General features: G+C 54.6%; 28 protein-coding genes. 12 read left to right on the top strand and 16 right to left on the bottom strand.

The window, feature by feature from the left end; genetic code table 11:
- Positions 1–12: 12 nt before the first annotated feature.
- Together ACIGCM_RS04965 and ACIGCM_RS04970 are read right to left on the bottom strand one after the other, a co-directional pair.
- A complete protein-coding gene (locus tag ACIGCM_RS04965; protein WP_397500902.1) occupies positions 13–774 on the bottom strand; it encodes an ABC transporter permease in 762 nt (253 codons plus the stop codon).
- A complete protein-coding gene (locus ACIGCM_RS04970) occupies positions 771–1697 on the bottom strand; it encodes an ABC transporter ATP-binding protein (RefSeq protein ID WP_397500903.1) in 927 nt (308 codons plus the stop codon). Before ACIGCM_RS04970 ends, ACIGCM_RS04965 begins: the two co-directional genes overlap by 4 nt.
- Positions 1698–2263: 566 nt before the next feature.
- Here ACIGCM_RS04970 and ACIGCM_RS04975 point away from each other — a divergent pair.
- Positions 2264–2581, top strand: coding sequence for an I78 family peptidase inhibitor (locus ACIGCM_RS04975; protein ID WP_397500904.1), 318 nt, complete (start codon positions 2264–2266; stop codon positions 2579–2581).
- Positions 2582–2624: 43 nt separating this feature from the next.
- Complete coding sequence (locus ACIGCM_RS04980) at positions 2625–3539, top strand: LysR substrate-binding domain-containing protein (RefSeq protein ID WP_397500905.1); 915 nt, start codon at positions 2625–2627, stop codon at positions 3537–3539.
- A 39-nt stretch (positions 3540–3578) separates the two neighbouring features.
- On the opposite strand, the gene madM is transcribed toward ACIGCM_RS04980, so the two are convergent.
- The 9 genes from madM to mdcA form a co-directional block, all read right to left on the bottom strand.
- On the bottom strand, positions 3579–4343 hold the full coding sequence (gene madM / locus ACIGCM_RS04985) for a malonate transporter subunit MadM (protein ID WP_397500906.1): 765 nt from the start codon (positions 4341–4343) through the stop codon (positions 3579–3581).
- A 5-nt stretch (positions 4344–4348) separates the two neighbouring features.
- Complete coding sequence (gene madL, locus ACIGCM_RS04990; RefSeq protein ID WP_397500907.1) at positions 4349–4759, bottom strand: malonate transporter subunit MadL; 411 nt, start codon at positions 4757–4759, stop codon at positions 4349–4351.
- A gap of 73 nt (positions 4760–4832) precedes the next feature.
- Entirely contained in the window at positions 4833–5768 is a 936-nt protein-coding gene (gene mdcH, locus ACIGCM_RS04995) for a malonate decarboxylase subunit epsilon (RefSeq protein ID WP_397500908.1), read from the bottom strand.
- Complete coding sequence (locus ACIGCM_RS05000; RefSeq protein ID WP_397500909.1) at positions 5765–6418, bottom strand: malonate decarboxylase holo-ACP synthase; 654 nt, start codon at positions 6416–6418, stop codon at positions 5765–5767. The genes mdcH and ACIGCM_RS05000 overlap by 4 nt, the downstream gene beginning before the upstream one ends.
- A 30-nt stretch (positions 6419–6448) precedes the next feature.
- Positions 6449–7255, bottom strand: a complete 807-nt coding sequence (mdcE, locus tag ACIGCM_RS05005) for a biotin-independent malonate decarboxylase subunit gamma (protein ID WP_397500910.1) — start codon at positions 7253–7255, stop codon at positions 6449–6451.
- A complete protein-coding gene (locus tag ACIGCM_RS05010; RefSeq protein ID WP_397500911.1) occupies positions 7252–8118 on the bottom strand; it encodes a biotin-independent malonate decarboxylase subunit beta in 867 nt (288 codons plus the stop codon). The genes mdcE and ACIGCM_RS05010 overlap by 4 nt, the downstream gene beginning before the upstream one ends.
- Positions 8111–8410, bottom strand: coding sequence for a malonate decarboxylase subunit delta (locus tag ACIGCM_RS05015; protein WP_397500912.1), 300 nt, complete (start codon positions 8408–8410; stop codon positions 8111–8113). The genes ACIGCM_RS05010 and ACIGCM_RS05015 overlap by 8 nt, the downstream gene beginning before the upstream one ends.
- A 2-nt stretch (positions 8411–8412) precedes the next feature.
- On the bottom strand, positions 8413–9291 hold the full coding sequence (locus tag ACIGCM_RS05020) for a triphosphoribosyl-dephospho-CoA synthase (protein WP_397500913.1): 879 nt from the start codon (positions 9289–9291) through the stop codon (positions 8413–8415).
- Entirely contained in the window at positions 9291–10964 is a 1674-nt protein-coding gene (gene mdcA, locus ACIGCM_RS05025) for a malonate decarboxylase subunit alpha (RefSeq protein WP_397500914.1), read from the bottom strand. The genes ACIGCM_RS05020 and mdcA overlap by 1 nt, the downstream gene beginning before the upstream one ends.
- 199 nt (positions 10965–11163) lie before the next feature.
- On the opposite strand from mdcA, the gene ACIGCM_RS05030 reads away from it, so the two are divergent.
- Complete coding sequence (locus ACIGCM_RS05030; protein ID WP_397500915.1) at positions 11164–12702, top strand: sigma-54-dependent transcriptional regulator; 1539 nt, start codon at positions 11164–11166, stop codon at positions 12700–12702.
- Between the two features lie 102 nt (positions 12703–12804).
- Here ACIGCM_RS05030 and ACIGCM_RS05035 read toward each other — a convergent pair whose 3' ends face one another.
- The 4 genes from ACIGCM_RS05035 to ACIGCM_RS05050 form a co-directional block, all read right to left on the bottom strand.
- A complete protein-coding gene (locus ACIGCM_RS05035) occupies positions 12805–13716 on the bottom strand; it encodes an SDR family oxidoreductase (RefSeq protein WP_397500916.1) in 912 nt (303 codons plus the stop codon).
- Between the two features lie 153 nt (positions 13717–13869).
- Positions 13870–14769: an alpha/beta fold hydrolase gene (locus tag ACIGCM_RS05040; protein WP_397500917.1), complete on the bottom strand. Its 900-nt coding sequence runs from the start codon at positions 14767–14769 to the stop codon at positions 13870–13872.
- The gene (locus ACIGCM_RS05045; RefSeq protein ID WP_397500918.1) at positions 14769–15551 is read right to left on the bottom strand and encodes a class II aldolase/adducin family protein; all 783 of its coding nucleotides are present in this window, start codon (positions 15549–15551) and stop codon (positions 14769–14771) included. Before ACIGCM_RS05045 ends, ACIGCM_RS05040 begins: the two co-directional genes overlap by 1 nt.
- A gap of 146 nt (positions 15552–15697) precedes the next feature.
- On the bottom strand, positions 15698–16150 hold the full coding sequence (locus tag ACIGCM_RS05050) for a flavodoxin (RefSeq protein WP_397500919.1): 453 nt from the start codon (positions 16148–16150) through the stop codon (positions 15698–15700).
- Between the two features lie 104 nt (positions 16151–16254).
- On the opposite strand from ACIGCM_RS05050, the gene ACIGCM_RS05055 reads away from it, so the two are divergent.
- The 3 genes from ACIGCM_RS05055 (at position 16255) to ACIGCM_RS05065 (ending at position 17822) form a co-directional block, all read left to right on the top strand.
- Positions 16255–16701: a PAS domain S-box protein gene (locus tag ACIGCM_RS05055; protein WP_397500920.1), complete on the top strand. Its 447-nt coding sequence runs from the start codon at positions 16255–16257 to the stop codon at positions 16699–16701.
- A 67-nt stretch (positions 16702–16768) separates the two neighbouring features.
- Entirely contained in the window at positions 16769–17143 is a 375-nt protein-coding gene (locus ACIGCM_RS05060; RefSeq protein WP_397500921.1) for a hypothetical protein, read from the top strand.
- A 70-nt stretch (positions 17144–17213) separates the two neighbouring features.
- Positions 17214–17822 (top strand): hypothetical protein, encoded by a 609-nt coding sequence (locus ACIGCM_RS05065; protein WP_397500922.1) that lies wholly within the window; start codon positions 17214–17216, stop codon positions 17820–17822.
- A gap of 45 nt (positions 17823–17867) precedes the next feature.
- Here ACIGCM_RS05065 and ACIGCM_RS05070 read toward each other — a convergent pair whose 3' ends face one another.
- Complete coding sequence (locus ACIGCM_RS05070; RefSeq protein ID WP_397500923.1) at positions 17868–18821, bottom strand: MerR family transcriptional regulator; 954 nt, start codon at positions 18819–18821, stop codon at positions 17868–17870.
- Positions 18822–19215: 394 nt separating this feature from the next.
- Here ACIGCM_RS05070 and ACIGCM_RS05075 point away from each other — a divergent pair, with 394 nt between their 5' ends.
- The 6 genes from ACIGCM_RS05075 (at position 19216) to ACIGCM_RS05100 (ending at position 23403) form a co-directional block, all read left to right on the top strand.
- On the top strand, positions 19216–19785 hold the full coding sequence (locus ACIGCM_RS05075) for an antibiotic biosynthesis monooxygenase (protein ID WP_397500924.1): 570 nt from the start codon (positions 19216–19218) through the stop codon (positions 19783–19785).
- A 284-nt stretch (positions 19786–20069) separates the two neighbouring features.
- On the top strand, positions 20070–21131 hold the full coding sequence (locus tag ACIGCM_RS05080) for an alpha/beta fold hydrolase (protein WP_397500925.1): 1062 nt from the start codon (positions 20070–20072) through the stop codon (positions 21129–21131).
- Positions 21132–21345: 214 nt separating this feature from the next.
- Entirely contained in the window at positions 21346–22056 is a 711-nt protein-coding gene (gene folM / locus ACIGCM_RS05085; protein ID WP_397500926.1) for a dihydromonapterin reductase, read from the top strand.
- A gap of 22 nt (positions 22057–22078) precedes the next feature.
- The gene (gene folE, locus ACIGCM_RS05090; protein ID WP_397500927.1) at positions 22079–22639 is read left to right on the top strand and encodes a GTP cyclohydrolase I FolE; all 561 of its coding nucleotides are present in this window, start codon (positions 22079–22081) and stop codon (positions 22637–22639) included.
- A 2-nt stretch (positions 22640–22641) separates the two neighbouring features.
- Positions 22642–23013: a dihydroneopterin triphosphate 2'-epimerase gene (folX, locus tag ACIGCM_RS05095; RefSeq protein ID WP_397500928.1), complete on the top strand. Its 372-nt coding sequence runs from the start codon at positions 22642–22644 to the stop codon at positions 23011–23013.
- A gap of 93 nt (positions 23014–23106) precedes the next feature.
- Positions 23107–23403, top strand: coding sequence for a DUF1244 domain-containing protein (locus ACIGCM_RS05100; RefSeq protein WP_397500929.1), 297 nt, complete (start codon positions 23107–23109; stop codon positions 23401–23403).
- Position 23404: the final 1 nt, after the last annotated feature.

A 23404-nucleotide genomic window follows, 5' to 3' on the forward strand; every position in this document is an offset into this window, starting at 1 on the left:
TCGATAATCCAGTTAGCTTTTCAGCCGATAGCCACTCTTAAATATCCAACCCACAGCGCCAATACACAAGGCTAAAAAGCCCAGAATCATGGCCAGGCTCACGCCGACACTGACATCAGAAACCCCGTAAAAACTCCAGCGGAATGCACTGATCAGATAGACCACAGGGTTGAATAGCGTAACCGTCTGCCAAACCGGCGGCAGCATGCTGATCGAGTAGAAACTGCCGCCAAGAAAGGTCAGTGGCGTGACAATTAGCGCAGGGACAATTTGCAATTTCTCCCAACCGTCAGCCCAGACGCCGATGATGAACCCGAATAGGCTGAAGGTGACCGCTGTAAGCACCAAGAAGGCGACCATCCAGAATGGGTGCAGGATTTCAAAGTCGACGAACAACCGCGCGGTCAGCAGGATGATCAAGCCCAAGACGATGGATTTGGTCGCAGCCGCTCCAACATAGCCAATCAGAATTTCGAGGTAGGACACCGGCGCAGAAAGAATCTCGTAAATAGTCCCGGAATACTTGGGCATGTAAATGCCGAAAGAGGCATTCGAAATACTCTCGGTGAGCAGCGCCAGCATGATCAAACCGGGAATGATAAAGGCCCCATAGCTGACGCCATGAACCTGGGTCATGCTCGAACCAATCGCCGAACCAAAGACTACGAAATACAATGAAGTCGTGATGACCGGTGTAGCAATGCTTTGCAGCAAGGTGCGCCAGGTCCGCGCAAGTTCAAACAGGTAAATGGCGCGAATCGCGTAAAAATTCATGCGCGGTCCCTCACCAGACTGACGAAAATATCTTCCAGCGAACTCTGACTCGATTGCAGGTCTTTGAAATCGATGCCCTGCTGCGCCAAATCCTTGAGTAACTCAGCAATCCCGGTGTGCTCGCGCTGAGCATCAAAGGTAAACACCAGCGCATGGCCGGCATCGGCCAATTCCAGTGGGTAACTGCCCAGCGCAGGCGGAATACTGGTTAAGGGTTGTTGCAGGTGCAAGGTCAACTGCTTCTTACCGAGCTTGTGCATCAATGCGGCTTTGTCTTCGACCAGAATAATCTCACCCTTGCTGATGACACCAATGCGATCAGCCATCTCTTCAGCTTCTTCAATGTAGTGAGTGGTCAGAATAATAGTCACGCCGCGCTCGCGCAGGCCACGCACCATGTTCCACATATCACGGCGAAGCTCGACGTCTACGCCTGCTGTGGGTTCATCCAGAAAAAGTATTTGCGGCTCATGAGATAAGGCTTTGGCGATCATCACCCGGCGCTTCATGCCGCCGGACAATTCAAAAATGCGCGCGTCCTTTTTATCCCACAACGACAAATCGCGCAGCAACTGTTCAAGGTAGGCAGGGTTGGCCGGCTTGCCAAATAAACCCCGGGTAAACTTGACCGTGGCCAACACACTTTCAAAGCCTTCGTTAAATAACTCCTGTGGCACCAGACCAATTTTAGCCCGTGCGGCACGGTAGTCCGAAATAATATCGTGACCGTCGACGAGCACCTTGCCAGTACCGGGATTAACGATGCCACATATGATGCTGATCAGCGTGGTTTTGCCAGCACCATTGGGGCCGAGCAAAGCAAAAATCTCACCTTTTTTAATGTCTAGATTAATGCTCGTCAGCGCCGGGTGGCCGGAGGCATATACCTTGGTTAATTGTTGTATCGAGATAACGGGTTGCACACAACCACCTTGTCTGAATGGCATCAGTAAACATTGTTGATAGTAGCCGAGCCACGGGCCGCATTAGCTGCACAGTCTACTAAGAGAATGTTCGACCTCAAAACAGCGCCAGGGTTTATTGCACGCCGCGGGTAAATCGCGCAACCGTGCCAGGCAGCGCGATAAGTCATAAGACCCTGGTTCATGCGCTTTTATCAGCTGGGCGCTGTGACAAGTTTTGCATTCGATTCAAATGCCCCAAAGCTTGGTCGAGGCGGCCCTTGTGGTTATGCTTGCGTACCACCCACAGCCTTAGGCTCTGAACGAAAAGACGCTGTACGAAAAGGGCCTGCACTCGGTGCATGCTGCGTTAAAAAAAGACTCAGCGACTCGCTTTAGCGGGGCAGCCCTTGCTGCGGGCCCGACGGGGTGAGTGAAACGAATCATGCTCACTTACATTCTGTTTGCCTTGCCTGATCTTCGCTCGACAACTTCTCGTACAAAACCTAGATCGTCGCTTTGCGCTTGCCAAGCGCGTTAATTTTGCACAGGCTGTGCCGCTATCACCCGATTCAGAGGACATTTTTATGCAACTAAAACATCTCGCTGGCCTGGCCCTGATTGCATCCCTTGGCGCCTGCAGCTCAATGGATAACAGCAACTCTGATAGCGCTGCACCGGCCGCACATGATCGTTTCAAAGACAAGTGCAACGCAGACGTCGTGCAAGACATGCTGGGGCAGCGAGTCACCTCAGAGCTAACCAAACAGATCAAAGAAAAAGCCGGTGCGAAAAGCGTTCGCGTTTTGGGCCCAGCCGATCCAATGACCATGGATTACAAGTCATCGCGCCTTAACATCGACACCGACGAAGCTGAAGTGATCGACCGCATCACCTGCGGTTAAAAGCGCACTGCATAACCCTCCTTAATGCCCCAGGCGCTGAAGCATGCAGATTGATGAAGAGTTTACCCTGAAGAAACTTGAAACCTTTCTGGCTTTCATGCGCAGTGGCAACCTCAGCCGTGCAGCAGCAGACCTTCAGACCAGTAACGTCAGCGTACATCGAGCGATTCATTCACTTGAGAGTGCGCTACGCTGCCCGCTGTTCAAGCATGAAGGGCGCAATCTAATTCCGCTGGAAAGTGCCTACTTGCTAGAGGATCGGGCGCAAAAGCTGATTCAGGATGTACTCGACACCGTTCGCTTGACCCGTGAAGCGGCAGGCTTCTCAGCGGAGCGGTTCAAGCTCGGCTCGCTGTATTCACTGACAGTGAAAACCGTTCCGCAATTGATCATGGGCCTCAAGCTGCGACGCAGTGAATTGAATATCGACCTGATTCTCGGCTCCAATGTCGACCTGATGTTCAAACTCAAGAACCTCGAAGTCGACGCAATTCTGATCGCACTGAACGAGCACGTCACCGATCAGGATTGCGAACAACTGCCGCTGTTTTCCGACGATATTTTTCTCGCGGTGCCCACCGACTCGCCATTTGCTCAACAAGCCGAAGTTGATTTGGCCGACCTCAAAGAGTCGACCTTTATTACCTTGACCCATGGTTTTGCCACCCACCAAGACGGTGCGCGGGTGTTTCGCCAAGCTGGGTTTGAGCCGAAAATTGCCATGCAGGTCAATGATATCTTCACCCTGTTAAGCATGGTCAGTTCCGGAGTGGGTTATGCCCTGCTCCCCGGCCGGATTGCTGCGGTTTATGAAAACCGCGTCAAGCTCATCCCCTTACAGGGGCAATACCAAATGCAGCAGCACATTGGCGTGGTCTTTTTAAAAGCTAAAGAACGCGACCCCAATCTGCTGGCACTGCTAGCCGAGTGCAGGATGTATAGCCTTAACAACCGATAAGCAAGGCGAAGGCTCACTGCCTTCGCACTTGCAAGCGTATTAGCCCATCAGGCCGCGCATTACCAAGAACAAAAGCGACGGACCCAGCAAGCAGCCCAGAGCCGTGTAAAACGCTGCAGTCAGGCAGCCGTAGGGCACCAACTTCGGGTCAGTTGCCGCAAGGCCACCTGCGACACCGCTCGATGTACCAATCAAACCGCCGAAGATTACCGCACTGCGTGGGTTATTCAGGCCGATATAAGGCGCGACAAAGGGCGTGGCGATCATCACCAGAATGGCCTTGACCAAGCCCGCTCCAATCGACAGTGCCATTACTTCTGAGCTGGCCCCGATCGCAGCACCTGTCACCGGTCCAACGATGTAGGTCACCGCGCCAGTGCCAATGGTCGTCAGGCTTACCGCGTCGGTATAACCGAACGCCATGGCCACCCCGACTCCGGCGACAAATGAAGAACCAATACCGACAAACAGCGCCAGCACTCCGACCATCCCGGCACGCTTTAACTCCTCAACATTAACCCCGTATCCGGTGGCAACAATGGCAAAGTCCCGCAGCATCGCACCGCCCAAAATCCCAATACCGGATAACAGCGGGATATCGACCAACCCTTTACTGCCGCCCGTGTATGCGCCGCCGATATAGGCAAAGAGCAAACCAAAGAGAATGGCGATAGCCGAACCATGCAGACGGCCATGAGTCAGCTTGTCGGATAGCCAGTATGACAGCCACATGGTGATGCCAATAATGGCAAAACCCGCGACCAGGCTGTAAGCGCTGAATACTTTTAGAATACTGTCGTACATGGCTATCACCGTGGCAGTTTAGGCAGAGGGTTTACTTCAGGCTCATCGGTCTGTTCAGGCTTTTTTTGGCCCATCCGGTCTAAAACCGGTACCAACAAAAATGCCAAAACAACCGCAGCCACACCCGCAAGAATTGCCATTGGCCCGCCGCTAAGCGCGCCATAGACGTTCTGCTGAGCAGCCATTGCCACCACGATAGGAATATAAACAGCGCTCCAGAACTCGATGCCCTGCTCTGACTTGAGATTCAGATAACCGCGCTTTTGGAGATAACCGCCGAGAAAAATCAGCATCATCATGGCGATACCGACACCGCCGACATTGGCGGGGACGCCAATCAGTTTACCCAGCAGCTCACCGACGGTGATACCAACCAGGGTGCAAAACGCAAGAAACGCTACACCATAAATAATCATTATTTTTATCCTCAAGAAACAGTTCGAAGTTGTTGTTTTTGTCCTTCGTAACGATCAAGCGGTACAACTAAGCTCAAGAGTCTCGACTCGCCTCCTGACGCAACATGGCGTCCAACGTATCGAGACGAGCACCCTGAAAGGCAATAGCCTGCCCAGGCTCGAACTGCCGCCGGGCCAAGCCCGTGAGTACGGTTCCGGGTGGCAGTTCGAGGTGTAATCTGACACCGCGTTCGTAAGCCATTCGCAGTGTGTTATGCCAGTCGACGACGCGGCACATATTGTTGGCCAGGTCATCGCGAAGCTGTTCAGGCGTGTTCAGCAAGCGTGCGCTACTGCTGCTTAAGTAGCGGATCTGAGTAGGCCCCAGGTCAACCGACGAGAATGCTTCTGAAAGCCTTGCAGCGGGGGTTTCAAGCAATGGGCAGTGCGAGGGTACACTTACCGCTAATAATTTTGCACACCCTGCACCAGACTTTTTCGCCAGCAACGCAACCTGCCGCATTGCGCCGTGACTGCCAGCAATAACCTGCTGCGCTTCGGCATTGATATTGGCCAGATACACAGGCTGCTCAGGACTGTTTACCTGCGCCAGCAAGCCCTCCAAGGTGCCTATATCCACCCCCATAATCGCGGTCATGCCGAAGCCTTGCGGGTAGGCTTGCTGCATCAACTCACCGCGCAGGCTGACCAAGCGCAGCGCATCGGCAAAACTGAGTGCGCCTGCGACAACAGCCGCGGCGTATGCACCAATCGATAAACCCGATACATAGTCGGGGCGATGGCCCCGCTGAATCAGGATGCGTGCGCAGCTCACCCCTGCAATCAGCAAGCACAGTTGTACTGCCCGGGTACTGGCCAGCGCGTGGGCTGAGTCCAAAGTCAGGGCATCTTGCTCAAGGACAGCGCTGGCCTCAGCCAGGCACTCGCGCGTTTCATGGGAAACCGGCAGCCCGTGCAACATCTCGGGCTGCTGCGCACCTTGGCCTGGGAAAACCCATAAACTGCTCATGCAACTGCGCACTCATGTGCCCAAGGATCGCTGACCAATAACGGCTGGGTCTGAGTTTTCAGCATGACCTTCGAGCTGCCGCTTGCCCACTCTCGCAATGCCACAGCGCCAGCCGGGCACTGCAATTGCACATCAACCGCCGCCGGGGCGTTATCCAGCAATGCGAGCAAAGTCTTTGCCTGTGAACGTGACATTGGCCGTTCGGCACGGATCAGCAAATCAAGGTCACTGGCCGGATGAGTCACTTCTATCGCGCTGGCCAACTGAAAACCGAGGCTGCCGCAAATACCCCAGCGCAACCCACTCTGATTGAGCGGTCCGGTTAGTTGCGCAAGCGCCTCAAACAGCGGCCAATCCCTCTGCTTTCGAGCTTGCTGAAGCTCAATCAGCTGTTCAGGCCGTACACAACCGGTGACCGCAGTGAGCGGCATCCAGCATGCAAAACGCTGATCACGTGATTGACCGCGCACGCCCACCGCAATCATGCCCGCAACGCCTTGCGCACGCCTGACCACTACCGGCGGCTCGACGCACAGTGCCTCAGCCACCCAAGTGGGTGCATCTGCCGGTAGATGCCTGGGCGCAAAACCCCAGAGCAAATCGTGCGGCAGATAAGGCGATTGCGAGGTTTGCGCTAGACGCTTGATCACCTGATCAGCTCCTGTCGCCCGGTTGATGGTTCACCACTGTGCCCTCAGCAATTGGCGCACCCGAGACGATGCCTCGCGGTTACTTGCACCGAGCCTGCTGCGTAAATCCCGCGGGCTGCCTGCGATATCGTTCAAAGCACTGATCAAGCAATCTTGCACCCTGGCAACATCATCAGCCTGTGGCGCAACAGCGCTACTCACACTGAGGGTTTCCCAGAGCAAACCAAGCGAGTCATAGCTTTCAATGTCATACGCCATCGGCGCAATGGTAGCGGCCAGCGCTTCCAACTCATCGACACTGCGCAACGTCACTCGTGCAGCCGACTCTTTACCCATGGCGTGCACCATCACATTCGGATCGCGTAAGGCAATCAAGCGATTGGCTTGATAACCATGGGCGAGAAACGCCCCAGACATGGCCTTCCCCACCAGCAATGCAACAACAGGATGACCGGCCAGACGTGCACGGGCATAACTGTCGACTGCACCCGCCAACGCCTGATGAATACCCAGCGCTTCTTCGCGCCGCCCATAGGCCTGACTCGGCACGTCAACGATAGCGACCAAGGCGCGCTTGTCTTCACGCTCGCGGTCTTGCTCGATAACGTGGTCAATGGCCTCGGCCAACCCCCAACCTTCAAGCAAACCGACTTCGCCATTACGGGCTCGAGGGAAGCGGTTATCAGGGTCGGCAACCACAGCCAAATAGCGCACCGCCAGCCCATTGAGGTGACCATCCGCAACCAGCAGGGAGTCAGGTAGACCGGTTACGCTCACCGCATCGGTCGCCAATAACTGAAACCAATTACGCCCGCGTTGTTCAGTGGCTGTAGTCATGACTGATCTCCTTGGTAAAGGCTGCGTACCCCTGCTGCATCGACTTGCTGGGTTGTATCAAGCGTTTGTAGGCGCGGGAGAAACCAAGCATGTTTGCGGCTACGCTCCAGCGCTGGAACACCTTGTTTGAATAGTTGGCTGACCTGCTCACGAATCAGCTCAAGGTCATCGGCCACATAGCCATCAACCAAGCCACTGGCATTGCGCTGCTCACCACCGGTCAAACTCCAGATAAAGGGCCGATCACGGGAATCGTATTCGTCGAGGCCGGCTTCTTGTTCAATCACCTGCGGGCCGTTAAGGCCGAGACGGGCCTCTTGGGTTACCAGCAAATAACTGCACAAACCCGCCGCGATCGACATGCCACCGAAGCAACCCACCGGGCCGGCAATCAAGCCGATCACGGGCTGATACTGGCGTAAATCAACGATTGCTGACTGAATCTCAGCAATGGCTGCCAGCCCCAGATTGGCCTCTTGCAAACGCACACCACCGGTCTCGAGCAAGAGCAATGCACGGGTGGCGATGCCGTTACGGTTATCTTCAGCGGCAAGCTCTAAAGCGCCGGCAATTTTGGCTCCGCCGACTTCTCCCAGACTGCCGCCTTGGAACGCACCTTCGATGGCAGCGACTACAACGGGCTCACCGTCGATAGTGCCTTTAGCGATGATCACACCATCATCGGCCTGCACCACGATGCCTTGCTTGGGCAGCCAAGGTGAGGTTACCCGAGCGAATGGATCAAGCAGCTCACGAAAGCTACCGACGTCAAGTAATGCACGTGCACGTTGGCGCGCACCGAGTTCGATGAAGCTGCGCTGTTCCAGCAAGCGTGCAATCTTGTCTGCATGTGCATCAGTCATCAGCCAAGGCCTCCATTGCTTGTTCCAGACGCAGGCGCACAACACCAGGAGTCGCGCCGAAATCGTGGATCGAAATATTCAGCGCTGGCATCTGCTGTTCGGCAAACATGCGCTCAAACAGCTGTTGCCAGCGGGCATCACTGCCATTAACTGAGGTGACAACTTCGATGGCCAAGGTGCCGGTGGCACCGGGTTCGAGCATCACCTCAAGATCACCCGAGCCGACGCAGCCGACTAGCGCGCGGCCTTGAGCCGGTTGCCCGGCACTGAATTGAAAAGACAGCGTTTGCATAATCAGACACTCCCTATCGGCGCATGCAGAGCAGGCGCAAGGCGGTCGAGGAATAAAGTCGCGGCGAGCAAATCAGCGGCCCCGCCGGGTGAGGCACGGAGCCTCAACATGTCGTTATCGAGATCACGCAGCAGTCGACGACCATCAAGGCTGGCGCAACCGCCCGCCTCAAGAATCGCCCGTGCTCCGCTCTGCATGCAGTCCAGCCCAGTCAGGCCGGCGCGGTAAAGCACGCAGGTATCAGTCAGTTGGCTCATGATCGCCAGCAGCGCATCAAGTCGGGCATTCTGCTCACCCGCCTGGGCTGAACGGCTGCGCAGCAGTTGCGGTAATGCGTGCTGGATTATCGCCGGAAACCCAAGCTGGGCCTGCTCACGGGCACCCGGCAAACCGTAAGTGCTGCAAACTTGCGCGCCATGGCTTGCGGGGGTGATTGGCATTGCTGGGTCGTTGAGCATGGCAATCCGAGCGGCGCGGTAAGTGACGCTGCCAGCACTCAGCGCCTGACCATCAAGCGCCGCCGCTGCACACAACAAACCCAGCGCCCAGATAGCGCCCCGGTGCGTATTGACGCCACCGGTAACGCGCAGCATCTCGACCTCGGCTTCACGGCCAATGCGGCCCAGTGTTTCACGCAGAGATTGATTAATCTGCGCGTGCTCACTGGCGGCCTCAGCCATTTCCTTGAACGCTGGCCACAACGACAACGCCGATGAATGCATCAAGCCCAGGTGCAAATCGTCATGGGCACCGTTGCCGCGGCGATCCACCAACCCCGGTTTTGGCGATAAATCCGCCTCATCGATCAGCACTTCAACGGCCAGATCAGCCAAGCATTCGGCAACGCTCAGATGGGTTTCTTTAACCGGTATGGCTGTCATCACCAGCTCCTGAATTTAGCGGGCGGGTTGTACAGACCACCTGACCATTGAACCAATTCAGCAATACTTTTGGCCGCGAGCAATTCACGGCTGGCATCTGCGCGACGAATGCCCAGATCCTCTGGCAGTGCGATCAAACCCTCTTTGCGCATGCGCAAGGTGTCCTTGGGGTCATGGCGCAAACCAATGCTGGTGACACCGGCGACTGCGGCGATCATGGCCTGACGTTCCTCAAGCGAGCGTGCCTTGTACAAGTAGGCAATGCCTTCTTCAGTCAGCAGGTGGGTGACGTCATCGCCATAAATCATGATCGGTGCCAGTGGCATGCCACTTTTACGGGCCACTTCCACGGCATCAAGTGTCTCGACGAAGGTCGGCTTGCCGCCTTCCTGAAAGGTTTCAACCATCTGCACAACCAGCTTCTTGCCGCGCTCCAGCATGGTTACCGGCGCACCGCTGTCGGAGCACATGTCGAGCCAGGCCGGGGTTGCATGACGCCGGCCACGAGGATCGTGCCCCATGTTGGGCGCCCCACCGAACCCGGCCAGACGCCCCCGGGTAACGGTCGATGAATGACCGTCGCCATCAACCTGCAAGGTGGCACCAATAAATAGGTCAACCGCATACTGCCCGGCCAATTGACACATCATCCGGTTGGAACGCATCGAGCCATCACGGCCGGTAAAGAACACATCCGGGCGCATGGCGATGTAATTCTCCATGCCCAACTCGGTACCGAAGCAATGCACACTTTCGACCCAGCCCGTCTCAATCGCCGGGATCAAGGTTGGATGTGGGTTGAGGGTCCAGTTGCGGCAAATTTTGCCTTTAAGGCCGAGCTTTTCACCGTAGGTTGGCAAAATAAGCTCAATAGCTGCGGTATTGAAACCAATGCCGTGGTTAAGCGACTGGACATTGTGCTTTTCGTAAATACCGCGAATCGCCATCATGGCCATCAGCACATGCACCGGCTTGATATGGCGCGGATCGCGGGTAAACAGGGGTTCGATATAAAACGGCTTGTCAGCCACCACCACAAAGTCGACCCATGATCCCGGAATATCTACGCGTGGCAACTCGCTGACATCGTCCACCAGTTCATTGACCTGAACGATGACGATGCCATCACTGAATGCAGTCGGTTCGACCAGGGCCGGTGTATCTTCGGTGCTGGGCCCGGTGTAGATGTTACCGGCCCGGTCTGCCTTGAAACCTGCAACCAATGCAACATTGGGGATCAGATCAACCAGCAGGCGCGAATAGAGTTCGATGTAGGTATGGATGGCACCGACTTCGAGCAAGCCATCTTCGAGCAACTGGCTGATGCGCAGGCTCTGGGGGCCTGCAAAAGAGAAATCGAGCTTGCGCGCAATGCCACGCTCGAACAGATCAAGGTGCTCGGCACGGCTGACGCTCGGCATGATCATATGCAGATCATGCAGGCGCTCCGGGCTGGCTTTGGCCAATGAACGAGAAAGGAAATCGGCTTGTTTCTGGTTATTACCTTCAAGCACCACCCGATCACCGGGGGCAATCAGCGCTTCAAGTGCCGCAACGATTTTATCGCTGGGCAAAACCACACCGTCGGCAAGGGCACGAACGGTCTCAAGACGTCGCTGTTTTTCAGTGCGGCGACGTGACCAGTTCGGCGGCGGGGATATAGTTGTTGTCATGCTGACTCCACGGATGCGCTGTCGTGGTGCCACATTAGGAGCCTAGTCTGGGACCATCAATCAACCAGTCGACGCAATCATTACGATTAGAGTAATGATCGTTTTTCGCTTACAGCTGAGGCCCTGAAAGCAGCAACAGTTAACCTCAGCGTGCAGACCGGGCATACTTGGACACTACCCCGCTGTTCTAGTAGGCATCATGCGTATCCATGTCACCTTTATCGACCGCGTCGGAATTACCCAGGAAGTGCTGGCACTGCTGGGTGGGCGCAATCTGAACCTCGATGCCGTGGAGATGGTGCCACCCAATGTCTATATCGACGCACCGACCCTCAGCCCCGAAGTGCTTGATGAGCTGCGTGAAGCGCTGTTCAAGGTACATGGGGTGCAGGCAGTCACCATCGTCGACATCCTTCCCGGCCAGCGTCGCCGCCTGCAACTTGATGCCTTACTTGCCGCAATGACGGACCCGGTATTGGCGGTCGATGGGCAAGGTCACGTTTTGCTGGCGAACCCGGCCTTGATCGCCCTCTGCGAACAAGAACCAGAAGGTTTGGCGTTAGGCGAGTTATTTGCCAACCCGGCCCTGCAACATGAACTGCTCGAACAGCACTTTCGCCTGCCGCTACGCGAAGTCACCCTTAACGGCCAAGCATTGTTGTTGGATGCCATGCCAATCAGTGAAACGGCTGGCGCAGGCCAATTGCAGCTTGCAGGTGCGCTGCTGACACTCTATGAACCCAGCCGGATTGGCGCTCGACTCTCGGCACTGCACCATGACCACGCCGAAGGTTTTGACTCGCTGCTGGGCGATTCCCCCCCCATTCGCACACTCAAGACCCGTGCGCTCAGGGTTGCGACCCTCGATGCCCCGCTATTGATTCAGGGCGAAACCGGTACCGGTAAAGAGTTGGTGGCGCGTGCTTGCCACACCAGTAGCACACGCTGCGATGCCCCCTTCCTGGCACTGAACTGCGCGGCATTACCAGAGAATCTGGCCGAAAGTGAGCTCTTCGGTTATGCACCCGGCGCGTTCACGGGTGCCCAGCGCGGTGGCAAGCCGGGACTGTTGGAACTGGCCAATCATGGCACGGTGTTCCTCGATGAAATCGGTGAGATGTCACCCTATCTACAAGCCAAGCTTTTGCGCTTTCTCAATGACGGCACATTCCGCCGGGTGGGCGGTGAGCGTGAAGTTAAGGTCGATGTACGCATCCTGAGCGCCACCCACCGCGACCTGGATAAAATGGTCAGCGAAGGCAGCTTCCGTGAAGACCTGTATTACCGCCTTAATGTGCTCAATCTTGAAGTCCCGCCGCTACGGGAACGGGGCCAGGATATTTTACTGCTAGCCCGGCACTTCATGCGCCAAGCGTGCGCACAGATTCAACGACCACCTTGTCGCTTGGCACCAGACACCTACCCCGCCCTGCTGAGTAATCGTTGGCCGGGCAACGTGCGCCAACTGCAAAACGTGATTTTCCGTGCAGCCGCCATCAGTGAAAGCAACTTGGTGATGATTGACGACCTGGATATCGCCGGTACCGCCATCGCTGCACATGCACAAAGTGACGAGGTGCAAAGCCTTGAGTCAGCAGTCGCAACCTTCGAAAAGGCCTTGCTCGAAAAACTCTATGACAGTCATCCATCAACGCGTCAGCTAGCGTCGCGCTTGCAAACCTCCCACAGCGCCATTGCCGTGCGCCTGCGCAAGTACGGCATCCCCAAGCCCTTGTAGGTTGCGAAAGCGTACCGCGGCTTATGCAAACATCCGGAACCAATGGCGGATAACAGAGCGTTATCCGCCATTGTGCGACCCTTCAAACTACTGGGTTATCTGTCAGAGCGCATATTTCTGCAGATTAGCCATCATCTCTTTTAACGCCTCGACGTTATCTGCCGGGTGCGCGGCACCATCGAAGTCGCAGATCTGCGCCCAATGCGCGGCAACATCTTCAGGGCTGAAGCCTGCACGCGGATCAAAGCCTGCCCCGAGGCTACGCTCCCAGCGCACTTTACCGATCCAACCGCCACCCACTTCGAACAAACCCGAGGTCTCTTTGCAGCTATCACTGGCCAGATAAACCACCAGAGGGCTAACCAGCTCAGGCTTAAGTTGCTCAAATACTTGCGGAGGAATCAAACCTTCAGTCATGCGCGTGCCGCCGGTTGGCGCAATAGCATTGACCAGAATATTATTTTTACGGCCTTCAATCGCCAGGGTGCGGGTCAACCCGTAAAGCCCCAACTTAGCCATGCCGTAGTTTGACTGACCAAAGTTGCCATAAATACCCGAGGTTGATGAGGTGAAGATCACCCGGCCATAGCCTTGCTCACGCATGTGTGGCCAGGCTGCACGGGTGATCTTATAAGCCCCTTCAACGTGGACTTGATAGACCTGATCCCAGTCAACCTGCTCCATCTTGTGAAAGCTTTTATCACGCAGGATTCCGGCATTGTTGACCACAACATCAATACGCCCGAAAACATCCAGGGCATGCGCGACGATCTTATCGCCATCGGTCACTGAGTCGTGGTTCGCCACAGCAGTGCCGCCCGCTGCGCGAATCTCTTCGACAACCTTGTCTGCCGCTGAGGCATTTGCGCCTTCTCCGTGGGTGCTGCCACCAAGGTCATTGACCACAACTTTGGCACCATGCTTGGCGAACAGCAGTGCATGGGCACGGCCCAGACCACCACCAGCACCGGTAACAATTACGACTTGGTCTTGAAAACGAATGGCTTCACTCATCAGAGGGCTCCTGGCAGTGTTAAATATTGAACCGAGTGTCGGACAGGGGCGCGATTGTCACAACTATGACAACCAGCGCTGAATAGTGCCCGATAAGGCAACGCGATAAGCCTGGGCGACCTTGATCATGTAGATCAATTAGCCGCCACTCAGCTATGGAGAATCAACTGCTGCTGTCGAGGCCTGACGAAAAGCTAAGTAATGCGTCAGTACAGCCTCTGGCGCTTCAGTTTGCGGGTAATGACCAATGCCTTCCAATATCACCGTGTCAGCGGGTGTTATCAGCTCCCGATACCGCTCTACCATGTGCCGGCCAGAAATCGGGTCTACAGCACCATCAATGATCCGCATCGGCACCTGCGTGGCCTGCATCGCCGCGACCCAACGCTCACGTTGCTGACGCCGCTCAGGCATGTAGCGAATCAAGCGATGCATAATCGCCGGTCCATTGTTGTAACTAATCAGCGTCCAGAAGTCATCCAGTTCGGCCGCATTCGGCAATGTCGCGGGGCCGAAGATTTTTGCGAAACTCGCCTCCAGTTTTTTACGACTGAACAAGCGGCTGATAAACGGCCCCAAAGGGCTCAGCAACAGCTTTTGCAGCAACACTGGGTGATGAGTTTCCGGGAACAAGCCGCCATTGAGAAACACACAACTGGCCAAGTTGAAACGCCCCTCGTGATGACGGGCAAGTAATTCCTGAGCAACACTGTCACCGTAGTCATGGGCCAATACATGCACATCACCACTGACGCCTAAATGAGCCAATAACGCTTGTTGTAAATCCGCCTGTTCGAGCAAGCTGTAAGGGTGCCCGGCAGGTTTAGCCGAATAGCCAAACCCGAGCATGTCACAGGCGATCAGCCGGTAGTGCTCAGCCAAGGGCCGCCACAGGTAATGCCAGTCCCAACTTGCAGTCGGAAAGCCATGAATCAGTATAAGCGCAGGCGCATCATCAGACCCTGCGGTCCAGTAGCGAACCTCATGCCCCTTGAAGTTAAAGCCCTGACTTTCAGAGCGCCACTGTTCAAGGCCGATACCGGGCAAGGCCATTAACTGGCATAACCTGGCATTTGCTGATCGAGTTTGCGCAGCAAGGCCGGCCATGCCAAGGAGCCGCCCATGCCTTGTGGGCTTTTCATAACCCCGGCAACCATCGCCTTGGCACCGTCAAGGATTTGCTGAGGAATATGGATCAACTCAGCGCCGCCGCTCTGTGCCATAACTTGAGCCTCGCAGGCACGCTGCAAGGTGAACATCATCAAAAAGGTGTCAGCGATACTGGATGAAGCGGTTAACAATCCATGGTTAGGCAAGATCATAAAGTTCTTGTCGCCCAAATCGGCCTGCAAACGCGCCTTCTCATCGTGGTTCAGGGCGACGCCTTCGTAACCGTGATAAGCCAAACTTGAAAGCACAAACAGTGACTGCTGCGACAACGGCAACAAGCCCTGCTTCTGTGCCGAAACGGCAATACCCGCCGGGGTATGAATGTGCACCACGCAGGCAACATCATGGCGTACTTCATGCACCGCACTGTGGATGGTGTAACCAGCCGGATTGATCGAGTATGGGCTGTCCATCAACTTGTTTCCTGCAAGGTCGATCTTGACCAGGCTGGACGCAGTGATTTCGTGAAACATCAGACCAAACGGATTAATCAGAAACTCGTCTACGCCGGGGATTTTCGCCGAAATATGGGTAAAAATCAGGTCATCCCAGCCGTGCAGCGCAATCAGCCGGTAGCACGCGGCCAGATCAACACGGGTTTGCCACTCAGCAGCAGAAACGTGGTCTTGCAGGTTTACACGGGGAAGCTCTTGGGCAGCGCTCATGCTCGACACCTCTATACTTATTGTTATGACGTATTTGGAGTCTAGCGAGTGCTGCGCCCTTGCCTAGTCGCCCTGGCAGCCAGCTTAGTGACCCAGCGAGTCACCACGGCTTATTAACAGCTGATATTCAGCTGCTGAATGCAGATTTATGCGTTAAGCGCTGCAATAAAATCGGCCACCCAAGGTTCAGCATCGGTTTCTGGGGTCACGCTTTCACTGGAGTCGAGTCGCAACATATCCTGAACTTCACGAATCCCTAACTCAGCATACAGCTCGCGAACCAGTTCGCCGCCACCACAGAAAGTGTCGCCGTAGCTGGAGTCACCCAGGGCAATAACCCCACCCGGCAGGCCGCTCCAGGCCGGTAAATGGTCACGAATTGCGTAATACAGCGGTTGCAGATTATCGGGCAGCTCACCCATGCCGGTGGTTGAAGTCACCGCTAAAAAAGCCTCTGGGGCAAACGCCTGTACATCAGACAAACTCGCGCGAGGGTTATATAAGGTCTCGAAACCAGCAACTTTTAACAGGCCCTGTACATGACGGGCGACTTCTTCAGCGGTGCCGTATACCGAGCCAGAAAAGATCGCGACTTTCATAATGCTGCTCCAAAAAACTGCCTAATTCAGCGGCTATTATGCCGTAAGTGGACAGTGCGCCTGGATGTTTTAGACTGCATCACCCTCAACATGGAACCCTCAGCATGATCAGTGCAAAACTGCTACAGCTGGTAGTTAACGCCTCGAATGATGGCATCGTTGTCGCCGAGCAGGAAGGCAATGACAACATCTTGATCTACGCCAACCCAGCCTTTGAAACGCTCACCGGCTACGCCTGCGAAGACATCCTCTATCAGGACTGCCGATTCCTGCAGGCCGGCGACCGCGACCAAAAAGGTTTAGAGGTGATCAGAAATGCCCTGAAAAAAGGAACACCCTGCCGACAGATCCTGCGAAATTTCCGTAAAGATGGCACTCAATTCTGGAATGAATTGTCCATCACGCCGGTCTTTAATGAAGCTGATAACCTCACCTACTTCATTGGCATTCAGAAAAACGTTACCGAGCAAGTGCAAGCGCAGGAGCGCATCAAACTGTTGGAAGCTGAAGTTGCGCGACTCAAATCCCAGCTTACAGACATGTCCTCCTAGCCCGCGCCCAAACGCCGCGTTTAATATTTCTCGAAGCCTAAATATTAAAGTTTCCTACGAGTTCATCATGGAAGAACCTGCCCTGCTCACGGATGAAGAGCTCGCGTTTATTCAACACATTTATTTCGGGCCAGATCATCGTCTGGAGACTCACCAATCTAACGAGATACTCGAGCATATCGAGCTGGTCAAACCGCGAAAAAATGAGTTTAAAAGGCACAAACACGTCGAAAACAAGCGGTTCGATCACTGTAATTGCAAAAAAATCAGCAATGGCCACTCAATGATTCGTAGCTGCAATGGAAATATTGGATCTATTGACTACATTGCTACTCAGAAACAGAGAAGTTTCACCGAGCAGCGTCAAGCGCAGGAACGAATCAAACAGTTAGAGGATGAGATTGCCCAACTTAAAATCCGACTAACGGACACCAACGCCTGAGCCAGATGCGAAACTAAATCTTTTCTCTCATGTCCTATAGGTCAACAACGCTCTTCACGCCGAGTTCGATATGCAAGATCCAGTGCTACTTACCGAAGATGAGATGGAGTTTATCCAGCATCTTTATGACAGACCTGCCAATAAGCAGACTGGATCCTTACACGCGCAGATTGACCTCGTAGAATCGCTGAAAGATCTAATGAGCAACTATGCCCACGTTGAAAAACTGACCATAGATGCGCGTTTTGCTAATCAACGAATGACCTTCACCCCCTTTATTACTGAAGATGCGTCGCACAATCAGCATCTTGAGCTGGGCACCCCTAAGATATTTGATGAATCCGGCACCGACAGCCGCGCTTGGCGCCTGCCCTTGACGCCGCCTTTGGAGCTACGCAATCTCAATGGCAGTGCCAGTGGCTTGCTTGTGCATGAGTTATCAATGGATGGCCTGCTGATTGAGCCATTACCTAACCATAAGGCTCCCGCTCAATTCAATTTATTACTCCCCCTTGGCGGACAAAAGCCGATTTCTCTCAAAGGCCACTTTGTGCGCAAGGCGAGCAAAATCCAGTTGGCTTATCAGCTAGATCCAACCGACAGGCTGAGCACCGAGCGTCTGCAACAGTTTCTTTATCAGAAACACCGCACCCTCTACCCGCAAGCTCATCCCGAATAGCCTGTACTGGAAAAATCTCAGGGGTTACACACAGCAAAACCGGTGCTAGGTGTCAAAATTGCCCGCCAGGAACTGCTGCAGGCGTTGCGACATCAACTGCCCCTCACTGCCCAGAGTGGCAATGGCCGACCCGTTCAGCGCATCGCCAATCAACTCGGCACACTCCCCCGCCAAACTAACCGGACAATTGACTGCAAGCGCCAAGCGTTTGAGTGTCTGCGGTAGCTGTTCACTGGGCACCTGATTGGAAAACAACACCAGCCCCAATGGTTTGACCCGGTCACAGATGTAGACCAACTCATCAAGCGGCTGCCCGATCGCAAAAACACTGACCGCGACACTTGAGTGACTGAGCAGTAAGCCGGTCACCAACAATTCGAGCTCACGGCAGTGGCCAGGCAACGCAGCTACAATCACACGATCTTCAGCTTGAGCACGGTTGGCGTGCAAACGCTGCATGACGCGACCACGCAGAAAGGCATCGTAGAACAACCATTCACTGGTTTGGCCGATGTCATTGTGGCGCATCAGCAAGTCTTGCCAGAGCGGCATCAGGATCGCCTGAAATACCACAGGTAAGGGGTAGCTGGAAAATACCTGACCGTAAAGGCGGTCTAGCTGGATATCATCAAAGCAGCTGACTGCGGTGTGTAGCTGACGCTGCCACTGCTGCCATTCAGACCCAGTCACTACGTCATATACCGGAACACTGGCAGCCTTGAGCGAGCGGCTTTTAGCGAGAATTTTCCCAACCTTGCTAACTGCAACACCCCGCTCAATCCACGTCAAAATATTGCGTACAGACTCAATATCAGCTTGCGAATACAAGCGATGGCCACTTTCGGTACGCGTCGGCTGGATGAGCCCGTAGCGTCTTTCCCATGCACGCAATGTGACCGAATTTACCCCGGTCAAACGCGAAACTTCACGTATAGGAAAAAGCTCTTCTTGTTTCAGAGCACTGGAATTCAAGGACAATGCAGCGAAGGGATCAGGCATAGCAGCGGATCTGCAGAAGAAAGTGTCAATAGTGTAACCTAGCGGACAAAGCCGCACCTTGCGCTAGGTCTGCCCAACCGACGAAATATACCCCGGTAAATACACCGATTGGCGTCGATCCGCCGTAATACATGTGAACCTGATTGCTAAGCCAGCATTATCAGCTTTCCTGCCTGTTAGCTGTAAGCGAAGAGCGGCAACCGCACCTCAACGGTGCAAAAAAACAGAAAAACCCCATCGGTACCCCCTCCAATAAACGCTGTAAAGCCCGCACTGGCTTATTTCTTAAAAACCGGAATAATCCTTGCCTGTATTTAGCGTTGCTCACCATCCCGAGCAACGTATCGCCATCATTCATACCCTGAAGGCTGGCCCGGTTTAATGGAGATACACAATGTCTGCACAACCCGTCACCTTGATGGTGGCACGCCGCGTCGCCAGCGGCCGCTATCATGACCTTATCGCCTGGCTGCATGAAGGCGAACATCTGGCCACCGATTTCCCCGGTTATTTAGGCTCTGGGGTACTGGCCCCGCCACCTGAGGGCGATGAGTTCCAGATTATTTTCCGCTTTGCTGACGAGCAAACCCTTGCCTCTTGGGAACACTCCGCCTCGCGTACCGCTTGGCTTGCACGCGGGGCAGGTCTATTTGCTCAGCCGCAGGAACAGCGTGCAGTTGGTATTGACTCCTGGTTCGGTTCGTCCCACCTGCAACCGCCGCGCTGGAAACAAAGCATAGCGATATGGCTGGCATTCTTTCCGGTGTCATTGTGTTTCAATTTCCTGCTGGGCGGTTGGCTGAGCGACTTTCCTTTGGTTTCCCGAGTGCTGCTGTCAACGTTGGCACTCACCCCGCTCATGACGTATTTGTTTATCCCGCTTTCAACCCGCCTACTGGCGCCATGGCTGCATAGCCGCAGACGCCCTCTGCTTCACGCCGTAGAAGCCACAACCACGCGATAGACACAGACGGCATTGCGGCAAGCAAACAGCCTGTAGCGCTTTAGCTCAATGGTCAGCGCCTTGAGTTAAAGCGCAAAAATACCGTACTCGACTACTCTGGCGAGCAGTAGTTTGAGGTTACAAAAACGCTGAAAGCCCCTCGCAAGCCTTGTATAGACTGCAATGGAGTCGCGTTTTTAGCCTCCAGCCTGGCAGGCAAGTGCCGCGGCTTGCCGAGCAGACACCTCATAGAGGTTCCTTAGCAGCCTAGAGCTGAACATTGCGCGCAACCGGACTGTACCTATATGACCCGCTATTTTTCGAGCAGCTTTAAAACCACTGCAGCGGCTTTGCTTAGCCTAAGCCTGACCGCCTTACCCGCCACCGCCGAACCGTCAACTGCGCAGCAGCCCCCCGCATATGACATAGACCTGACCAACTATCAGTATCCCTACCCCGTCAGCTTCTTTGAGTTGAACAGCCAACAGCACGCTGGGGCAACTCAGCCGCTGAAAATGGCGTATATGGATGTACCTCCGGCAGCAGGCAAAAGTAAGGGTAAAAACATCGTGCTGATGCACGGCAAGAACTTCAACAGTGCCTATTGGCGTGACACCATCAAGGCACTGTCAGATGCCGGATATCGCGTGATAGCGCCTGATCAGATCAGTTTTGGTAAATCGACCAAACCCATCGCCTACCAGTACAGCTTCCAACAACTGGCCAACAATACCAAGCAACTGCTTGATCATTTAGGCGTCAAGCAAGCCAGCGTTGTGGGTCACTCCATGGGCGGCATGCTCGCCACTCGTTTCAGCCTTATGTTCAGTGAAATGACGCAGCAGTTAATTCTGGTCAACCCAATAGGCCTTGAGGATTGGAAAACCAAAGTCCCATACGCCTCGGTAGACGCGATCTACAAATCCACCCTTGCCGCCAACTATAAACAAATCAAGCAATATCAACTCAGCAGCTACTACGACAACCAGTGGCAACCCAGTTATGACGAATGGGTGAATTTACTGGCTGGGATAACCACAGATAAAAACTACCCATTGTTCGCCTGGAATGCGGCGTTAACAGCCGACATGATCTTCACCCAACCGGTGGTTTACGAGTTCGGGCAAGTGAGCATGCCGACCTTATTGATCATAGGCACACGTGACCGCTCGGCGTTGGGCAAGGACCGTGTCAGCGGTGAAGTCAAAGCTTCACTCGGACGCTATGACCTGCTGGGCAAACAGACGGCTAAAGCCATCCCCAACGCCAAACTGGTGGAGTTGGATAACGTCGGTCATATGCCACAGATTGAGGCGTTCGACCGCTTTATCGAGCCCCTGGTAGGTTTCTTAGACGAGCAAAAGTAGCGCCCAAGTCATCGGCCTGCCTTAGGGCAGGCCGATTGACGCCCGCTCAATCCTTGAGCAAACAGCTCGAATCCACTTTGCATACTTGACCCCCATGGTTGTGTGCGAACAACGGCTGATATAGCTTTAAGCACGGTACCTGTGGTGCTCGCACAACGAATAAGCAATTGAGCACTGCTTGATGGGCCGCCTTAACCTTTAGCCTGAGTACATAATGAGCGCTAATTCAGCCCCGATTTTGATTACCGGTGCCAGTCAACGCATTGGCCTGTATTGCGCCCAGCGCCTGCTGGATGAGGGGCAGCCGGTTATTGTGACCTATCGAACTGAGCGCAGCAGCATTGAGGACCTCCGTGCACGTGGTGCGCTGGCGATTGCAGCGGACTTCAGCTCAGAGGCGGGTATACTCGGATTTATCCAAGCCCTTAAAAGTCAAACCCCGAGCCTGCGCGCCATCATCCACAATGCCTCCAGCTGGATTGCCGAACAACCCGAGCATGAAGCCGAGACGTTCCAACTGATGACCAATGTGCACATGCTCGCCCCCTACCTTATCAACCTGCACTGTGCCGCACTGCTGGAACAGTCAGCCGTCGCTGATATCATCCACATCACCGACGATGTTGCCCGTAAAGGCAGCGCCAAGCATCTGGCCTATTGCGCTAGCAAGGCGGGCCTCGAAAGCCTGAGCCTTTCCTTTGCGGCCAAGTATGCGCCGCGCATCAAGGTCAACAGCATCGCCCCGGCGCTGATTATGTTTAACCCGGACGACGATCAAGCCTACCGCCGCAAAGCCTTGAACAAGTCGGCCCTGGGCATAGAGCCAGGCCCTGCGGTGATCTACCAATCGCTGCGTTACTTACTTGACTCGCCCTATACCACCGGCACCACCCTTACTGTAAATGGCGGCCGCCACCTTAAGTGAGGCAAACGCTGAGGACTCCTCAATGAACGACCAACTGCCCAGTCACTACCGTGAAATACTGATCGGTGTGGGCGAAAACCCAGAGCGCGAAGGTTTGCTCGACACCCCCGAACGTGCAGCAAAAGCCATGCAATACCTCTGTCATGGCTACGCCAAAAACCTCGACGAGGTAGTCAATGGCGCACTCTTTGCCAGCGATAGCGATGAGATGGTTATTGTCAAAGACATTGAGCTGTACTCACTGTGCGAACACCACCTACTGCCCTTCATTGGCAAGGCACATGTAGCCTATATCCCGACGGGGAAAGTGCTGGGGCTCTCGAAGATAGCGCGAATAGTCGACATGTACGCACGCCGCCTGCAGATTCAGGAAAACCTGACTCGGCAAATTGCCGATGCGATCCAGAGCGTCACCAACGCCGCAGGTGTTGCAGTGGTGATCGAAGCCCAGCATATGTGCATGATGATGCGCGGCGTCGAGAAGCAGAACTCAGCAATGAATACTTCTGTCATGCTTGGAGCCTTCCGTGAGTCGTACAATACTCGCCACGAATTTCTGCAATTGATTGGACGGAGTAAATAATTATGCCGCGACTGGAACCCGGGATGGCACGGATTCGCGTCAAGGATCTGCGCCTGCGCACCTTCATAGGAATCAAAGAAGAAGAAATCAACAACAAGCAAGACGTGTTGATAAACCTGACAATTCTTTACCCGGCAGTCGATGCTGTGCGCGATAACGACATCGATCACGCCTTGAATTACCGCACCATCACCAAGGCGATTATTCAGCATGTTGAAGACAATCGCTTCGCCTTGCTTGAGCGCCTCACTCAGGAAATTCTAGATTTGGTGATGCGCAACGAAGCCGTACGCTACGCTGAAGTAGAGGTCGACAAACCCCATGCACTGCGCTTTGCCGAGTCGGTATCGATCACGCTAGCCGGGCACCGCTGATCGAGTTCTGCGTGACGCAACCTGACCGAAGGATTGCCGCACGGCTATTGGCCTTTTATTATCGGCGCATTCTGCCCTGCCCGGAGCACTGCCATGACCGATCAAGAACGTCTCGAACTCGAAGCTGCTGCCTTCCGTAGCCTAGTGCAACACCTGCGCAGCCGCCCTGATGTACAAAACATCGACATGATGAACCTGGCCGGCTTCTGCCGAAACTGCTTATCCAAATGGTTCAAAGCGGCTGCTGATGACAGCGGTATAGCCATCACTCCAGACCAGGCGCGCGAAGAGGTTTACGGCATGCCGTACGCTGACTGGAAAGCCAAATACCAACAAGAAGCAACAGCCGAACAATTGGCCGCAATGAACACGCAAAACCATAAAGGATAAG

This window comes from Pseudomonas sp. NPDC078700 (assembly GCF_044542375.1).
Lineage (GTDB): Bacteria > Pseudomonadota > Gammaproteobacteria > Pseudomonadales > Pseudomonadaceae > Aquipseudomonas.

Coding starts and splice junctions, on each gene's coding strand:
- ACIGCM_RS04965 (WP_397500902.1), bottom strand. CDS start 774: ATGAATTTTTACGCGATTCGCGCCATTTACCTGTTTGAACTTGCGCGG.
- ACIGCM_RS04975 (WP_397500904.1), top strand. CDS start 2,264: ATGCAACTAAAACATCTCGCTGGCCTGGCCCTGATTGCATCCCTTGGC.
- ACIGCM_RS04980 (WP_397500905.1), top strand. CDS start 2,625: ATGCAGATTGATGAAGAGTTTACCCTGAAGAAACTTGAAACCTTTCTG.
- madM (WP_397500906.1), bottom strand. CDS start 4,343: ATGTACGACAGTATTCTAAAAGTATTCAGCGCTTACAGCCTGGTCGCG.
- madL (WP_397500907.1), bottom strand. CDS start 4,759: ATGATTATTTATGGTGTAGCGTTTCTTGCGTTTTGCACCCTGGTTGGT.
- mdcH (WP_397500908.1), bottom strand. CDS start 5,768: ATGAGCAGTTTATGGGTTTTCCCAGGCCAAGGTGCGCAGCAGCCCGAG.
- mdcE (WP_397500910.1), bottom strand. CDS start 7,255: ATGACTACAGCCACTGAACAACGCGGGCGTAATTGGTTTCAGTTATTG.
- ACIGCM_RS05010 (WP_397500911.1), bottom strand. CDS start 8,118: ATGACTGATGCACATGCAGACAAGATTGCACGCTTGCTGGAACAGCGC.
- ACIGCM_RS05015 (WP_397500912.1), bottom strand. CDS start 8,410: ATGCAAACGCTGTCTTTTCAATTCAGTGCCGGGCAACCGGCTCAAGGC.
- ACIGCM_RS05020 (WP_397500913.1), bottom strand. CDS start 9,291: ATGACAGCCATACCGGTTAAAGAAACCCATCTGAGCGTTGCCGAATGC.
- mdcA (WP_397500914.1), bottom strand. CDS start 10,964: ATGACAACAACTATATCCCCGCCGCCGAACTGGTCACGTCGCCGCACT.
- ACIGCM_RS05030 (WP_397500915.1), top strand. CDS start 11,164: ATGCGTATCCATGTCACCTTTATCGACCGCGTCGGAATTACCCAGGAA.
- ACIGCM_RS05035 (WP_397500916.1), bottom strand. CDS start 13,716: ATGAGTGAAGCCATTCGTTTTCAAGACCAAGTCGTAATTGTTACCGGT.
- ACIGCM_RS05040 (WP_397500917.1), bottom strand. CDS start 14,769: ATGGCCTTGCCCGGTATCGGCCTTGAACAGTGGCGCTCTGAAAGTCAG.
- ACIGCM_RS05045 (WP_397500918.1), bottom strand. CDS start 15,551: ATGAGCGCTGCCCAAGAGCTTCCCCGTGTAAACCTGCAAGACCACGTT.
- ACIGCM_RS05050 (WP_397500919.1), bottom strand. CDS start 16,150: ATGAAAGTCGCGATCTTTTCTGGCTCGGTATACGGCACCGCTGAAGAA.
- ACIGCM_RS05055 (WP_397500920.1), top strand. CDS start 16,255: ATGATCAGTGCAAAACTGCTACAGCTGGTAGTTAACGCCTCGAATGAT.
- ACIGCM_RS05060 (WP_397500921.1), top strand. CDS start 16,769: ATGGAAGAACCTGCCCTGCTCACGGATGAAGAGCTCGCGTTTATTCAA.
- ACIGCM_RS05065 (WP_397500922.1), top strand. CDS start 17,214: ATGCAAGATCCAGTGCTACTTACCGAAGATGAGATGGAGTTTATCCAG.
- ACIGCM_RS05070 (WP_397500923.1), bottom strand. CDS start 18,821: ATGCCTGATCCCTTCGCTGCATTGTCCTTGAATTCCAGTGCTCTGAAA.
- ACIGCM_RS05075 (WP_397500924.1), top strand. CDS start 19,216: ATGTCTGCACAACCCGTCACCTTGATGGTGGCACGCCGCGTCGCCAGC.
- ACIGCM_RS05080 (WP_397500925.1), top strand. CDS start 20,070: ATGACCCGCTATTTTTCGAGCAGCTTTAAAACCACTGCAGCGGCTTTG.
- folM (WP_397500926.1), top strand. CDS start 21,346: ATGAGCGCTAATTCAGCCCCGATTTTGATTACCGGTGCCAGTCAACGC.
- folE (WP_397500927.1), top strand. CDS start 22,079: ATGAACGACCAACTGCCCAGTCACTACCGTGAAATACTGATCGGTGTG.
- folX (WP_397500928.1), top strand. CDS start 22,642: ATGCCGCGACTGGAACCCGGGATGGCACGGATTCGCGTCAAGGATCTG.
- ACIGCM_RS05100 (WP_397500929.1), top strand. CDS start 23,107: ATGACCGATCAAGAACGTCTCGAACTCGAAGCTGCTGCCTTCCGTAGC.